At 63.8% G+C, this 14,768-nt stretch carries 14 protein-coding genes; 6 read left to right on the top strand and 8 right to left on the bottom strand.

Annotated features, from left to right (window positions below; all coding sequences use genetic code 11):
- Positions 1 to 54: 54 nt before the first annotated feature.
- From coaE to BLU17_RS25705, 5 genes are all read right to left on the bottom strand, one after another.
- Positions 55 to 675: a dephospho-CoA kinase gene (gene coaE / locus BLU17_RS25725; RefSeq protein ID WP_092003247.1), complete on the bottom strand. Its 621-nt coding sequence runs from the start codon at positions 673 to 675 to the stop codon at positions 55 to 57.
- A gap of 3 nt (positions 676 to 678) precedes the next feature.
- Complete coding sequence (locus BLU17_RS25720; protein WP_092003244.1) at positions 679 to 1,596, bottom strand: prepilin peptidase; 918 nt, start codon at positions 1,594 to 1,596, stop codon at positions 679 to 681.
- Positions 1,597 to 1,624: 28 nt separating this feature from the next.
- The gene (locus BLU17_RS25715) at positions 1,625 to 2,845 is read right to left on the bottom strand and encodes a type II secretion system F family protein (protein WP_092003241.1); all 1,221 of its coding nucleotides are present in this window, start codon (positions 2,843 to 2,845) and stop codon (positions 1,625 to 1,627) included.
- On the bottom strand, positions 2,842 to 4,137 hold the full coding sequence (locus BLU17_RS25710) for a GspE/PulE family protein (protein ID WP_092003238.1): 1,296 nt from the start codon (positions 4,135 to 4,137) through the stop codon (positions 2,842 to 2,844). Before BLU17_RS25710 ends, BLU17_RS25715 begins: the two co-directional genes overlap by 4 nt.
- 83 nt (positions 4,138 to 4,220) lie before the next feature.
- Complete coding sequence (locus BLU17_RS25705) at positions 4,221 to 5,540, bottom strand: HlyC/CorC family transporter (RefSeq protein ID WP_092003235.1); 1,320 nt, start codon at positions 5,538 to 5,540, stop codon at positions 4,221 to 4,223.
- A 667-nt stretch (positions 5,541 to 6,207) separates the two neighbouring features.
- Between BLU17_RS25705 and BLU17_RS25700 the strand changes: the two genes are divergently transcribed.
- From BLU17_RS25700 to BLU17_RS25675, 6 genes are all read left to right on the top strand, one after another.
- Positions 6,208 to 6,576, top strand: coding sequence for a hypothetical protein (locus BLU17_RS25700; RefSeq protein WP_092003232.1), 369 nt, complete (start codon positions 6,208 to 6,210; stop codon positions 6,574 to 6,576).
- A 20-nt stretch (positions 6,577 to 6,596) separates the two neighbouring features.
- Positions 6,597 to 7,076 (top strand): hypothetical protein, encoded by a 480-nt coding sequence (locus BLU17_RS25695; RefSeq protein ID WP_092003229.1) that lies wholly within the window; start codon positions 6,597 to 6,599, stop codon positions 7,074 to 7,076.
- A 20-nt stretch (positions 7,077 to 7,096) separates the two neighbouring features.
- Complete coding sequence (locus tag BLU17_RS25690; protein ID WP_092003226.1) at positions 7,097 to 7,702, top strand: hypothetical protein; 606 nt, start codon at positions 7,097 to 7,099, stop codon at positions 7,700 to 7,702.
- Between the two features lie 11 nt (positions 7,703 to 7,713).
- On the top strand, positions 7,714 to 8,922 hold the full coding sequence (locus tag BLU17_RS25685) for a hypothetical protein (protein WP_092003223.1): 1,209 nt from the start codon (positions 7,714 to 7,716) through the stop codon (positions 8,920 to 8,922).
- Positions 8,923 to 9,322: 400 nt separating this feature from the next.
- Positions 9,323 to 11,566, top strand: coding sequence for a P-loop NTPase family protein (locus tag BLU17_RS25680; RefSeq protein WP_092003220.1), 2,244 nt, complete (start codon positions 9,323 to 9,325; stop codon positions 11,564 to 11,566).
- 241 nt (positions 11,567 to 11,807) lie between these two features.
- Positions 11,808 to 12,167, top strand: coding sequence for a helix-turn-helix transcriptional regulator (locus BLU17_RS25675; RefSeq protein WP_092003216.1), 360 nt, complete (start codon positions 11,808 to 11,810; stop codon positions 12,165 to 12,167).
- A 1,028-nt stretch (positions 12,168 to 13,195) separates the two neighbouring features.
- On the opposite strand, the gene BLU17_RS25670 is transcribed toward BLU17_RS25675, so the two are convergent.
- Genes BLU17_RS25670 through BLU17_RS25660 form a run of 3 tightly spaced genes read right to left on the bottom strand, consistent with a single transcriptional unit; the run spans position 13,196 to position 14,377 of the window.
- Positions 13,196 to 13,579 (bottom strand): hypothetical protein, encoded by a 384-nt coding sequence (locus BLU17_RS25670; RefSeq protein ID WP_092003213.1) that lies wholly within the window; start codon positions 13,577 to 13,579, stop codon positions 13,196 to 13,198.
- An 18-nt stretch (positions 13,580 to 13,597) separates the two neighbouring features.
- Positions 13,598 to 13,801 (bottom strand): BPSL0761 family protein, encoded by a 204-nt coding sequence (locus tag BLU17_RS34460; protein WP_342713865.1) that lies wholly within the window; start codon positions 13,799 to 13,801, stop codon positions 13,598 to 13,600.
- Between the two features lie 27 nt (positions 13,802 to 13,828).
- On the bottom strand, positions 13,829 to 14,377 hold the full coding sequence (locus tag BLU17_RS25660) for an HAD domain-containing protein (RefSeq protein ID WP_092003208.1): 549 nt from the start codon (positions 14,375 to 14,377) through the stop codon (positions 13,829 to 13,831).
- Positions 14,378 to 14,768 lie beyond the last annotated feature (391 nt).

The following is a 14,768-nucleotide window of genomic DNA, read 5'->3' as shown; positions in this document are numbered from 1 at the left end:
CGCGCGAAACCTTGCGAGCCCTGACTGGCTACCTTTGTGTGCCGGTGGCGCGCTTCAGGCTTTTCCGGCTTTTTCCGCAGCGAGGCCGAGATACGTCTGGTGCAGCGCGCCGACATCTCGAGCGAGTGTTTCGAGCGTTGCGCCGACGTCGTTGACCACCACGTCGTCGGCAGCTGCGAGGCGTGCCTCGCGCGTGGCCTGCTGCGCGATGATGGCGAGCACCTGTTCCCGCGTAAAGCCATTGCGGCGCATGACGCGCGCGATCTGCGTTTCTACGGTGCAGTCGACAGTGAGTACGCGATCGACGCGTGTTTTCCAGGTGCCCGATTCCACGAGCAGGGGCACGACCACGATGACATAGGGTCCGCTGGCTTCGCGCGTTTCGCGTTCGGTCTCCGAACGGATCAGCGGGTGGGTAATGGCCTCGAGCCGCTTGCGTGCAGACTCGTCGCCAAATACGAGTGCGCGCATGCGTGCTCGGTCCATGGAGCCGTCGGGTGCCTGGAATTCGGGGCCGAATTCTTTGATGATCCCCGCCATGGCAACGCCTCGCGGTGCGGTGATGCGATGCGCGATGAGATCAGTATCGACGATTGGCACGCCGTGCGCGGCAAAGCAGTCCGCAACGGTGGATTTTCCGCTACCGATGCCACCCGTCAGTCCGACCGCGAACATTGATTAGTTCCCCCACGCAAAAACGCCAGAGAGCGGCGTGCCGACAAACAATGTAACGAGCGCGCCTGCGGCGAGATATGGACCGAACGGCAACGGTTCCTCGAACCGCATGCGCCCGCTCAGGGTCGCGCCGATGCCGACGACCGCGCCCGCCACCGAGGCGATCACGACGATCTGCGGCAGTGCGCTCCAGCCGAGCCACGCGCCGAGCGCGGCGAGCAGCTTGAAATCGCCGTGACCCATGCCCTCCACGCCGCGAAGCAGCTTGAAGAGCCAGTAGACGCACCATAGCGCGAGATAACCGGCGACCGCGCCGATCACCGCTTCGCGCAGGCCAGAGAACGTACCCGCGAAGTTGACGATGAGCCCGACCCACAACAGTGGCTGCGTGATCTCGTCGTAGAGCATCTGGTGCTCGAGATCGATGGCACTCGCGGCGATGAGCGCGGCACACAGTACGAAGGCGGCGAACGCCTTGCCCGTGGGCCCAAAGGCGAGCAATGCGCCGGCCGCGCAGGCGGCGCTCGTCAGTTCGATGAGCGGATAGCGCGCACTCACGCGCGCATGACAGTGCGAACACCGTCCGCGCAGCGCAAGCCAACTGATCACCGGAATGTTTTCCCACGCGTGCAACACGTGACCGCAGTGCGGACAGGCACTGCGCGGCAGCCAAAGGTTGTAGCGCGCGGGCAGACCGTCGTTTTCGAAGAGCGGGCCGGGCGTACCGGTAGCCTCGGCCACGTCGGCGCGCCAGGCGCGCTCGAGCATGATCGGAAGTCGATACACGACAACGTTGAGAAAACTGCCGATGACGAGCCCGAACACGACGGCGAAGCCTATGAGCGCGCCGAAAGGCAGGCTGCCAAGAGCGGCGGCGAGCGGCGTGGCGACGTCGGGCGCGGAAAGAAATTGGACGGGCATGTCAGGGAACCGGAATCTGGCAGCGATGCTACACCACGTTGCCCAGTTGAATGATGGGAAGATACATCGCGACGACGAGCCCGCCGACCAACGCTCCGAGCACGACGATCACGAGCGGTTCGCAAAGGCTGGAGACGAGCCCGATCTTTTCGTCCACCTGACGGTCCGCGAGCGAGGCTACGTCGAGCAGCATGGCATCGAGCGCGCCGGACTCTTCCGCAACCGCCACCGGCTGAACCACGTCGGCTGGAAAGCAGCCGGCGGCGCGCATGGCGGCGGCAAGCCGCTCGCCGTGGCGCAGGCGCACGCTGATGCTTCTGCTCGCGCGGTCGAAAAATGCATTGCCGCTTGCGTGCGTCAGCGAATCGAATGTGTCGGCGAGCGGCGTGCCTGCGGCGAGCAGTGTGCCGAGCGCACGGCTCCAGCGGGCCGCGCACAACGTGGTGAGCAGCGCGCCGACGAACGGCAGCTTCAGGAACACGCGCCCAAACGCAATTCGTGCGGCTTCCGAGCGGTGCAGAGCGGAGCGTACGGCAAGCGTGCCGGCCGAGGCCGCGACGGCGGCCGGTACGCTCCAGCGCGCGGCCCCGGCCGAGAGCATGAGCACGAACTGCGTGGGCGCGGGCAGCGCAGCGCCGAATCCGTCGAAAATCTGCTTGAACGTGGGTACTACCCAGATCAATAGCGCCGCTGTGATGAGGAACGCGAGCAGCAGCACTGCGACGGGATACGTGAGCGCCGCGCGCACCTTGGCGCGTTGTGCGGCGGCACGTTCCCGGTCGTCGGCGAGACGGGCGAGTATGGCAGCGAGTGCGCCCGACGCTTCGCCCACCGCAACGAGCTGGCAATAAAGCGCGTTGAAGCGCGCTGGATGCCGTGCGAGCGAGTCGGCGAAGCGCAGGCCGCCGGCGATGTCGCGCGCGAGCGCGGCCGCGATGCGCGGCATGCCATGAGGGCCAGGTGAGTGAGCGAGCAGTTCGAGCGCGTTCGCGAGCGGCAGACCGGCGCGCAACAGGCTCGCAAGCTGGCGCGTGAACCGCGTGACGTCCGCGTGACTGGCCTTGGGTGCGGGCGCCTTTGCTCTGCGTTCGATCACGAGAACGGTGATGCGCTCGCGTTTGAGTGCGGCGCGCACCGCGGTGGCGTCGAGCGCAATCAGGTTGCCCCGCTTCGTTGCGCCCGTTGCGTCGAGGCCGCGCCACGCGAAGCGCGATTCGGAAGGGCCGGCGTGGATGCGCGCCGTGTTCATGACGCTTCCGTAGCGGCGAGCGCTTCCGCGAGGCTCGTCGTGCCGTCGCGCACGCGGGCGAGCGCCGCGTCGCGCAAAGTCGATACTCCGCTCTTGCGCGCTGCGCGAGCGATCTCGTGCGCGCCGCGCCCCGTGATGATCAGGTCGCGAAGGGTTTCTGTTACCGGCAAGACCTCGTGGATGCCGACACGCCCGCGATAGCCGATGCCGTGGCAAGTTTCGCACCCGCGCGCGACATAGGGCTGCGCGACCTCGCCGTCCCGTGGATCGAATCCCGCCGCGATGAGCGTTGCCGGAGACGCTTCGCCACTCACGCGGCAATCCGGACATAGCCGACGCACGAGCCGTTGAGCCGTGACGAGCCGAAGCGCGCCCGCCAGGTTGTACGGTTCGACGCCGATGTCGATCAGGCGTGCGCAGGCCGAGCTGGCGTCGTTCGTGTGCACGGTGGAGAGCACGAGGTGCCCTGTCTGTGCGGCCTTCACAGCGACGCTCGCGGTCTCTTCGTCGCGGATCTCGCCGATCATGATGACGTCCGGGTCCTGACGCAGCAGCGCGCGCAGCGCCACCGCGAAAGTGAGCCCCGCCTTCTCGCGCACGTTGACCTGGTTGATGCCCGCGAGCTGGATTTCGGCGGGGTCTTCCACCGAACAGAGATTGCGCGAGGTGCCGTTGAGCATCTGCAGGAAGCAGTAGAGCGAGAGCGTCTTGCCGCTGCCGGTGGGACCAGTAACGAGCACGAGGCCATGCGGCGCGCCGATGGCTTCGGCGACGAGGCGCTGCTGACGTTCATCGAGCCCGAGTTCGGGGAGAGACAGCGTTACGGGAAGTGCTTCGAGCCTGCGCAACACGAGCTTTTCGCCGTGAAGCGTGGGCAGTGAATTCACGCGATAGTCCTCGGCCGCCTGTGACGGTGCAACGGGCGCGAGCCGCAGCCTGCCGTCCTGCGGAATGCGCCGCTCGGCGATGTCCATGCGCGCGAGCACCTTGATGCGCGTGACGAACGCGTCGCGCAGGTGCGCGGGTGGCCGCGCCATTTCGTGCAGCACGCCGTCGATGCGCAGACGCACGCGCCAGCCATGCTCCATCGGCTCGATGTGCAGATCGGAAGCGTCGCGCCGCGCGGCCTCGCGCAGCGTTTCGGCTAGCAGACGAACGGCGGGGGCGTCGTCGAGCGGCGGTGTCGAAGCAGGCACGGGTGCGCGCGGCGTCGAGCCGCCGCTCGTGCCGCTTTGGTAAGCCGCGATCGCGAAGGGGAGCGCATGGTGCGCACGATAAGGAGTGGAAAGCATCGCATGCCGGCCCGAAGCCGCCTCGGTCAGATGACGGCTTTATCTTCGCGTTCGGCGCGCTGCGCCGCCACCTGGCCTAACGGCTAACGTCCGGGCAGCAGCTTCTTCGCCTTTTGCAGCGTGCCCTCGCGCGGCCGGGCTCCCGGCTTGAAGAGCTTGACCGTGCGCACGGCCTGGTCGTCGCTGCGCAGTACTTCGAGTTTCACATCGCCGATCTGCAGGCACACGTCGCCTTCGGGAATCTCTTCGAGCTCTTCGAGAATCAGGCCGTTGAGCGTCTTCGGGCCGTCGGTGGGCAGCTTGATATGAAGCCAGCGATTGAGTTCGCGCAGGGGCATGCTGCCCGGCACGATGCATTCGCCTTCATCGTTCCAGCCGCCGCGCCCGCTGCCGCTGCGCGGCATCGAGGTCGTGAATTCGCCGATCAGCTCCTCGATGATGTCTTCGGGCGTCACGAGCCCTTCCATTTCGCCGTATTCGTTCACGACGAGCGCGATGCGATGGCGGCTTTCCTGGAAGTACTGAAGCTGCTGGAACACGGGCGTGCCCGTCGGGACGAAGTAGGGCTCGGTGAGCAGCTCACGCAGCGTCTCGCGTTCGAAATCCTGGTTGTGCAGGGCGGCCAGCGTCTTGCGTACATGCAGCACGCCGAGCACGCGGTCGATGTCGCCCTGGTAGACGATCAGCTTGTTGTGATAGCAGGTCTCGAGCTGATGCAGGATCTCTTCGAGCGGCGCCTCGAAATCGAGCGCCTCGATACGCCGGCGCGGGATCATCACGTCGTCGACGGTGATGTTCTCCAGGTCGAACAGGTTCAGCAGGATGCTGCGGTGCTTGGTGGGCATGAAGCTGCCGGACTCGAGCACGATGGTGCGCAGCTCCTCGGTGGAGAGCCGCTGGTCATGCGGCTTGTGCGTATTGATGTGCAACACGCGCAGGATAGCGTTCGCGAACATGTTGACGAACCAGATGACGGGCTTCGTCACGCGCATGAGCGGCGCGATCAGCAGGCTCGCGGGCAGCGCGATTTTCTCCGGGAACGTTGCGCCCACAATCTTCGGTGTGATTTCCGCGAACACGATGATGAGAAACGCGACGATGCCCGTTGCGACCGAGAGCACCAGGTTGTCGTGGCCGAACGTGTGCAGCGCGATCGAGGTCGTGAGGACCGGGATGATGGTATTGAACAGATTGTTGCCGATCAGGATCACCGAAAGCAGCAGATCGGTGCGCGCGAGCAGCTTCTGGGTGGTCTTTGCGCCGAGCGCGCCGTGACTGGCGAGATATTTGAGCCGATGGCGGTTGAGCGCCATCATCGCCGTTTCGGAGATGGAGAAAAAGCTGGAGCAGATGAGCAGGACGAAGACGGCGCAAATCTGCGCCCATAAGGGAAGGTGGTCCACGCGTCGAGAAGATGAGGGGGGCGGATTGGGAAACTATAACAGAGGGGTACCGCAGATCCAGGGCCGCTGGCCATTCGGATAAGGCCCCTGGTGCCGCGTCACGTACTGCGCGACGTACGGGCGAAAAAAAACCGCGCAATGCATGCGCGGTTTTTCTGGAATTCTGGTCGGGGTGAGAGGATTCGAACCTCCGGCCTCTACGTCCCGAACGCCGCCACGCCGGCCTGCACGGGTTTCGTCAGTATATTCGGTTCCTTAAGAATCAGCTACTTGCGCCTCGCTGCGCCCGCCTGCGCATCGCTGCGCGCAGGGGGAAATGGCGGCAATTGCCGCAAGATTGCCGCGGAAATATTTAGCCAGGTCAGTGGGCAGTCAGGAAGTGCCCTGCGTCGTCCCGCGGGTCGCCGGAGCGAACTGGCCGGCGCGCTGAGCATCTCAGCTCTACGGGGCAGCGGATTTTCTTGCAAGGGGGCATGACCTGTCATTAAATGGATTGTCGGCCGCTGGCTGGACGCATCTGGCCGGCTTGGGACAGACTCGCGGCCAACCGCTCACGGGAGGCGCGTCGCGTGAGTTCGGGCTCTTTGGCGTCGCACCTCGTTCGGCGGGTCCCGGACGACAGCGCACAAGCTGCGTACCGGAGGGCCTGACTCATACTGGGGGCAATATGGACAAGCCGGTGCCGCTCAAGGTCGAAGTGCTGGCGAACAGCCTGTCCGAGGCCGCGCGTCTTGCGGAGTCACTGGGAGTGGCGCTGCGGGGAGCCGCTAATTCAGTCGAGGTGTTACAGGCTGTCAAGGGCGGCCTGCTGGCGATGGTCGTCCCAAGCGCGATTGCCCCACTTTTGCAGTCGATAGGATTGTGGCGGACAACGCATCGGGCGGCTGCAGTTACGGTCGAAAATGCCGGTCGCCGAATCGAAATCACCGGTGCGAGCACAGAAGAGCTGCAGGCACTGCTTGAGGCCCTGCTGCACGGCGAGCCGGGGCAGGCGCCATCCCGGTTACCCAGGCCCCCTGACGCCGACCAGGACTAGTCTGTGTCACGGAGTGAATGATGAGCCACGCTGATGAATATTTCAGTGCCGCGCTGGACAGCCTTCTTGCCACGATAGACGGCTTGTTGTCCGAGCCCGCTGACAAGCTTATGGAGTACCGGGCGGTAGTCGAGACCGCCCGGTCCAATGCTGTATCGCCTGACCGCGCTGGCCACGCAGGCATAGATGACGCGACCATCTCGCAGTTGGGCTTCCTGTCTCGCCTCGCCCGGGGGTTTGCCGAGCACGCCGAACGGGAATTTGCGATTGCAGCCATAGAACTCGCGACGAATGAGCTTCGTCGCGTTCCTCGTTCCAGTGAAGACTTGAGTCCGCCGCAAGGCCTGATTCAGCGCTTTTCCGAGCACAGTGACCCTCAAACGTGGGTGGACAGCGGTATTCTCGACCCGGAAACCGTCCGTTCCGCCATCGGTCTGCACGGCGAACCCGGCCACGCACCCTCCCATTTGCCCAAACTCCCAGATACCAACGAGGACTAACCTGCCGCAAGGAGCTCCGGATGAATCGCGCTGATGTAGGCCAGGACGACGACGGCCCGGACGACTACCCGAAAGACGAAGAGCAGGGCGAGAACTATCCAAAAGTCGGAGGCCAGGGCGACGATGACCCAAAAGACAAAGGCCAGAGCGACGGCCTGGACCCGCTCGGCCGCGTGTTCGACGTGGCACTGGTGGAGCTCCTTGGGGCGATAGACGTCCTCGCTGCGGAACGGGGCTGGAGGACAAAGCGTAGGAAACTTCGTGCCCCCGTCCTGCGTGTGCAGCGTGCGCGTTCCCACGAGTCAGGAGAAAGCCTGGAGTGCAACCCAGTACAGGCATCGGAGTTCAGTCAGCTTGCCCGACAGGCGCTGGAGCTCGCCAGACGTTCCGAGTGGAATGCGGCCGAGTGGGCAGTCTCGCGTGCGGTTCGGGCCGTCCGGAGCATGCCTTTTTTCTCATCAGGCAGCTCGATTGTCAGTACTCTCTGCATCGACTGGGCCGCTTGCGGTGACAGGACGACCGTCATCACTGGTACGGTCGAGGGTGGTATTAACAGCGGTCTGCCCGGAGAGCCTGGGCAGGCGTCAGCCAAAATGCCGGCACCGCCCAGGCAGGAAGACGACTGAGCAAAACCGCCATGTTCAGTGGATTGTCAAAGCTCGCCGACAAGTCGTTCATCCTGGGCTTCTTCCTGCCCGCGCTTGTGGGTGTGCTGGCGTTCGTCGCGCTGAACCGGGACGTCGGACCGTTCGCGAAGCTGTTTCAGGGCTCGATGCAGGACAGAACCTTCGCGAACCTGACGGTCATGCTGCTGGTCGTCTGGACGCTTTCGGTGCTCCTGATGGCCGGCAGCCACTGGATGTACCGGGTGCTGGAAGGCTATGCCTGGCCGCTCAACCGACCGGGATTCCGGGCGCAGCAGCTCAAGCGTCGTAAGCAGCAGCGCGAGGACGTCCGCAGCGCGTACGCTGCAGTGGCGCAGGCAGAGAGTCTCATGGACGCGTCTGGCAGCGTGGCCACGCTTGCCGACCGGCAACGTGTGCTCGCCGAGCGGAAGCAAGACTTTCGGCTGCGGACCCGGGCGCTGGCGCTGGAGTACCCGGCGAAGCGTGAACTGGTGCTGCCCACGCGGTTCGGCAACGCGCTGCGCGCGTTCGAAATGTACGCCGGCGACGTCTACGGGGTGGAAAGCATTCATGCGTGGCCGCGCCTGCTGGCCGTGGTGCCCAAGGACTACCAGGCGACGCTGGCGGACGCCCGCGCACCGGTCGACTTCTTTGTCAGTCTCGTGTTTGTCGCATTCACGCTGGGCGTCGCTGGCCTGATTCGCGGTGGCGCGGCCATTCTGCATGAGCCCGTCGGCGCCGCGCCTGCCTGGCTTTTTTTCTGCCTTGCCGCCGCCGCGTTCGTCGCGGTACGACTGGCGTATCTCGCCGCCATTCCGTCAGCCATCGCCTGGGGCGAGGTGGTCAAGAGCGCGTTTGACCTGTACCTGCCTGCGCTTGCGCGCGCGATGGGGTATGAGCTGCCGAAGACGGCTGCGGAGCGCCGTCTGTTCTGGGAGGCGCAGGCCAACCAGTTCCAGTTTCTGGAGCCTGTCAGGCCAGAAGTCTGGGCGGCGGCGAACTCGTCTCCTGGCGCGGAGGGTGCGTCCGAGAGAGGCGTCGCCGGCGAACATGACGCGGGCGCGACTAGCGATGAGGCCGGCGAGCCTGACGATGAAGCCGATGAGTCTGACGACGACGCGGCGGGCGATGGCGACGACCGTGTCGCAACCGGGGAGACTCGCACTGGCGCGTCCGGAGAGGGGACGGTCCGAACAGATGAGGCGTCTGCGCGTGGCTGAACGCGACGAGCCGGCCTTGCCGGCTCTGGCGCTCAGACCGCCATGCGGGAAGGTACAAACGCGGAGCACTTCACTGGGCCTCGCCGGATTTCATATTTCCCACCGTAACCATCCAGCCGTTCAAGCCTCTTGCCAAGGAAGACGTCTCTGAGGTCCTCGGGCCGTCCATCCGCATCATTGAGAACGCCGCCCCACCCGCCTGCACACCGCTGAGCGCAGGAGGCAATTGCTGCAAAGATTGCCGCGAAAAATTAGGCGCGGTGTGTGCCTGATGGGACTGGGCGAGCCCCTACACATTGATGTTCCGCGGTGTTCCGAATGCTCTTGACGGCCTGCGGATTTCGGCTAATATTCAGTCCTACGCGACTGGCGAGGAACATCATGGAACATCGGAGGGGATATGGCGGCACACTACACGGCGGCAGCAAAGCGTAACCCGGGCCGGAAGGCATGGCTGGTCGAATTCCGGCATCCGCTCAAGAACGATGCGAGCAACAAGCCAGGCAAGAAGACCCGCAAGGGGCTGGGCACGGAAGACGAGACGGTCGCCAACCGGCTGGTGGAGGAGCTCAACGACCTGCTGCGCAATGAGGCACTCTGGTCGCTCGGCGCACGCGCAGAGGCGGCTAAAGCCTACGACCCGCGGGTTGTCGAGATTTTCTACAGCGAGGTCGAGCCGCGCGCGGCGTCCGCGCGACAGGTTTGCGACCGGTTGCTGCCTCTGCCGACGAGCGAAGACGGATACGCGCGCATCGTCCTGATTGGCGCGCCGGGCGCCGGCAAGACCACGCTCGTGCGGCAGCTGCTTGGCACGCACCCGAAGACCGAGCGCTTTCCGTCCACCTCCGCGAACCGCACGACTACCTTCCCGACCGAACTGGCGATGCGCGACGGTGACTACGAGGCGGTGGCGACGTTCATGTCCGAGCACGAGGCCCGTTTTGAGATAGAGGAGTCGATTTCCTCCGCCATCGTGGAAGCCGTCGACGGTAACGCGCGGCAGGTCGCCCGGGCGTTCCTCGAGAAAAGCGACATGCGCTTCCGGCTCAAGTACCTCCTTGGGAGCGTCGACGATGGGGATGATGTCGACCCGTACGCAGAGGACGACGAAGAAGAGGAGACCAACGACGCGGAAACGGGCTTCTCGGTGTCGCCGGGCGAGCGCGCCGTGCAGCAGCAGACGCTCGCGGGCTACCTGAAGCGCATCCAGGCGATTGCTGACGCCGGGAAGGCCGATGTTGAGTCGGTGCAAGGCGCGCTGGCCGACATGAATGCCGAGGACCGTGGCGCTGCCCTCGACCTCATTGAGGAACAGGCGGTGAGCTCGGATGCGTACTTTGAGCTTGTGTCGGACGTGCTGGATGAGGTGAAGTCGAAGTTCGACGGTATCCAGTCCGGTCGCTTCGAAAAGACGACAACCGGCTGGCCGCTTGCATGGCACATCCGGTGTGGCGCAGATGACCGCAACGCGTTCCTGCAGAGCATCCGCTATTTCGCCGGCAATGCCTATCAGGCCTTTGGCAAGCTGCTCACGCCGCTCGTCGGCGGTTTGAGGGTCGTGGGGCCGTTTGGACCGATGTGGGCGGAACAGGATGCGCGGCTCATCCTGGTCGACACCGAAGGTCTGGGCCACAAGGCCAATGCCACGGCCGACCTCACTGAGGGAGTGCTGTCACTTCTGCATGAAGCGGATGTCATCCTGCTGGTTGACAGCGCGAAGAACGGGATGACGAACTTTGCCACAGGGAAAGCCATTGAAAGCGTGGTCAACGCCGGCTATACGCGCAAACTTGCCGTCGTATTTACCCACATGGATGCCATGAAGGGTGACAACCTCAAGGGGCAGGAGAAGCTTGACCATGTGTTCGGTGGCCTGCGAAACGTGGCAGAAAACCAGCTCGCCAAAAACGTGTCCGGCGATGCCGCGCGCTACCTGCTGCAGCATCTCGAGGGCACCACGTTCTACGTCGGCAAAATCGACGCCCTCGACCCGAAGCCCGCCAGGCCCGAACTGAACCGGTTGCTTCAGCTGCTCGTCGACGCGCAGCCGGCTGTCTTCGAGCCGGTGGCGTTTCCGCAGTACAGCATGGACAACCTGGTACTTGGGATTCAGGACGCTGCGCGGGATTTCCGGCAGCAGTGGCAGGGGTTGCTCGGCCTGTCAGCGCATCCGCATTTCAGGCCGCGCGCCTGGCAAACAGTCAAGGCGCTGACGCGTCGCTATGCCGAAGGGTGGGATGACGGCTTCGTGCTTCAGCCCGCGGCCAACCTGATTGCGTCGCTGTCGTCCTCGGTCTCGCGTTTTCTCGAAAGCCCGATTGGCTGGTCGGGAAATCCGACTCCCGAGCAGAAGCGGGACACCATCGACCGTATCAAGGCCGCTGTCGCCAGGCAGTTGCCTGCGTTGAGCAACCGGCGTCTGCGTGAGCAGCCCCAGCCGGTCTGGCTCGGCGCCTACGCGCTGCGAGGCTCAGGTAGTACGTTCGAGCGCAAAATGCGGGTGGAGGGCATTTACGAGCGGTGGGTGCCGATTCCGGATGCACGCGGCGATATCACGGCCCTGGAGTTCATGGAGGAGGTCAAGGCCCTTCTGACGGCCGCCATATCAGATGTCGAGAAGGCGGTCGAGGAAGCCACTTCTTGAGGGTGATGGCATTGTCAGGGGGCGTCCATGCGCGTCGCTTGCCGACATTCACGGCGGCGCTTTGCGGAACTGCGCCAATTCGTCGTGCCGGCACCCAGCGGTATAGCTGTATTCCGATGGCTGAGCAGAGTGCTGGTTTGGGGTGGTCGTATGGCAGGTGGGTGGCAGAACGCGTGAGTGTGGCGGTGATATAAATTGCGGTGGCTTCACTGTCGGTCACGGACTCGACCGCACACGCCAGATGAACACCACCGCCTTTACGCCCCTCAGCAAGCAGGACGTCGCCGCCATACTCGGCGTATCGATTCGCACGGTAGAGAATTTTGTTGCCAGGGGGCGTATGCCGGCCCCTGCCCACATCGGTGCCCGGGTGCTGTGGCACCCGGACGTGTTCTATGCGTGGCTTGACCAGGCGCTGAGAAGCGGAGGCTGGAGCGACGACAGTGACGGAGCGTGCCGCGATGAAAAACGCACTGAGAAAGCGGTTACGCCGGCGCTTGCACCGTCCAAGCCTGGAAAGGTTGCACATGCGCATTCGAAGGTCGCTTCACGTCTGCAGGCGAGGCAAGCGCGCATCTTGTCGACGGTCGGGCCCGCATAGCTGGCAATTCGGGGGGGGGGGGCCGCAGGCAGGCATCAATAAAGTGCGGTGTCCATTGTTCGCAACCGGGCGCTGGCCTGCTCCGCGGCTACAGGTCGGATAACCAAGGAATGCGTGTCGTTGTGAGCACAGTTGTTTGTTACCTCTGTTACCCAGCGGCATCAAGAGAGAATTGTTCAGGCTGAACGCGGAGCGGCCTTTTCCCGGGCCTGCGTTGGTCGATGACGGGCTATCGCCCTTCGCCGCGAAGAAGTCCGGTTCTCATGCAACAGCAGGGCGCCTCGCGGCACTTTGCACCGGCTCGACGACCGCCCTTAGTCGCCTGTGTACTTTAGCGCACACTTCAGTTTGTCATTCGACCCTTCAGAATCTTAAGCGCGCGATTACAAATCTAGAGCGCGTACACTGGTGCTCGGGCGCTGACAAGCGGAGGCGGGGATGATTTGGTCACAGCTAAGCTATTGGGGGCACATTGTCATGCCGCTGCTGCCGCTGCTGTACCTCCCAGTCGGCGCCGCGGCAGTGGGCTTTGCCCTTGGGCGACTCATTCGCGGCCGGCCGTACGTCGGGCGGCATATAAGTGAGCCGCCCCGGTGACATCATCGGCGCGCAGGCGTATCGCAGTGCTTTCGAAGCCGGAGGGTGCTATGGATTGGTCGCAAGTGGCTTGGACGCAGATATTCTTGGAGACATCGCCGGTTGCGGTTACAACCGTCGGGGCCGCCATCGTGGGCTTTGCGCTCGGCCGGCTGCTTCGCGGAAGGCCGTACATCGGGCGGCACCAGATTTCCAACCGTGGTTGACACATACCCAGTTGACGCTCGCGTCCAGCTAGCTCTCACTTCTGGGACTTCTCGGCGTGGCAACTGGTGGTAGCGCTGTAGTTAAATACACAAAGCCTGGCTCGCTCGGCTCCGCTCTAACTCCAAAAATTTCCGCGGGGCACTCAGGAAGGTCATACGGACCCAAGTGGCACACCGTGAAGTGCGGGTCCTGTTGTTGCAGCAGCGCTATCAGCTCACATACCATCATCTGGTCACCTGTCCGGCGAGGATTTTGCGCACAATTTCGACCACGTCGTCGTCCGGCGCGTACTTCGCCGGAACCGTGTCGAACCGCGGTCCGGCGCCCACAATTCCGGCGCTTGCATAACCGTTGTGAGCATAGCCGTCCAGTCGCACCAGCGGCGTCACTTCGAGGCCCTCTTTGTTGCCAATGAAAACCGTAAAGCCAGTGCCGCTCAGGTGCGGAGTACTGTACCTATCGCTGCACATTTCTAATACGCGCAGCGCTTCCTCCAGTGCGGTGAAAGGAGGCCGGTCGTACGCCTCGGCGCTGCCTTCCACGTCGCACAAATGCACCAGCGAGTCGGGGGCCACGATTTCGCCGTCGTAAATGGTGATTGTCAGCATGGGTACTCTCAGTCAGTTTTAGTCGGACCGTCGTGCGTCTATTCGTGCCCAAGTACCGGGTAGTGCTGCAGCAGATATGTCCAAGTCCGATGCGGTCGGGAAGTCCCTGAGCAGTGCCTCCGCTCGGTGCTGCAGCGTCGCTGCGTCAATACATGTGCCAAAGGCTAGGGCCTTGAGCAACTCGCGCGTGCGCAGGACTGCTTGTGTACGCTCACAAGGCATCGTCATCGTGTCTCCTCAGGTGTGCGCTCAGGCGTACATTGCTGCCAGCTTTGCCCGCAACTCGGCGAGCACGCGCGGTTCGTTGATACCAAGCACTTCGTCCGTTCGAACAAGATGGTCAAGGCACCACGGCGGCCAGTCCCTGTCGTCATCATCTAACGCGAGCCAAGCTTTGGGCTTGCGCCGCAGCACGTCGCTCCATATTTGCATACCGCGGGATGCCGACAGGAAGTCCGGGCTGTGCATGCGCGAATGAAAAGTCGCGCCCACAACTCTTGCTCGCAAGCCGGGCGGGAGCCACCTCGACGTACGGCGCAAACTTCCGCGATAACGGCGCACCCAGCTTGTCGACAAAACTATGCGCAGGTCCGGGTAGGGCAGCAGTAGCTCTTCAAGCAGCGCAGCGTTCTCGAACAGTTTGTGTCCAGGGAAACCAACGAGAAATGGACCAGAACCGGGCTTTTCGAACACCTGATGCGGGTGCAGGCAACCGTCAAAGTCCAAAAAAAGCGCGTACCCGCCCGTCCACCGCGGCGCAGGGATGTAGAGGGATTCACCGGGAAGGCCTGTCAGCATTCAACCCATCAGAAAATAGACCCAGTCGTGCCAATACGCGCACCCGCGTGGCTCAGGGTCTTCTACAATCTGCGGGCACGTACTGCCTTCGAGTGTGCTCTCAAAATGAGTCCGAGCCGGCCACGGAGTCTCGCGAAGCCGCACATAGTTCGTGCCGTCAGGCGTTGTGTGCATCGGCACTGCAGGCAAGCGGGGACGCGGTGGCAGCTGGTCGGAATTGCCGCCAAGCGCCGCCGCTATGCTGCGTGCGACCAAATCCCATACGGTCGCCGACCATCGCGGATACGCGCGCACGTGTCCTGTGCCTATGCTGCCAATACCGACCTCAGCGAGCCTGGCTTCGTAGTCCGCGTGTGCGCCGTCCGCGACCCGGCCGATGTCTGCCGTCGCA

Source organism: Paraburkholderia lycopersici, from assembly GCF_900096975.1.
Lineage (GTDB): Bacteria > Pseudomonadota > Gammaproteobacteria > Burkholderiales > Burkholderiaceae > Paraburkholderia > Paraburkholderia lycopersici.
This window is presented reverse-complemented; position numbering and strand designations above follow the sequence as displayed.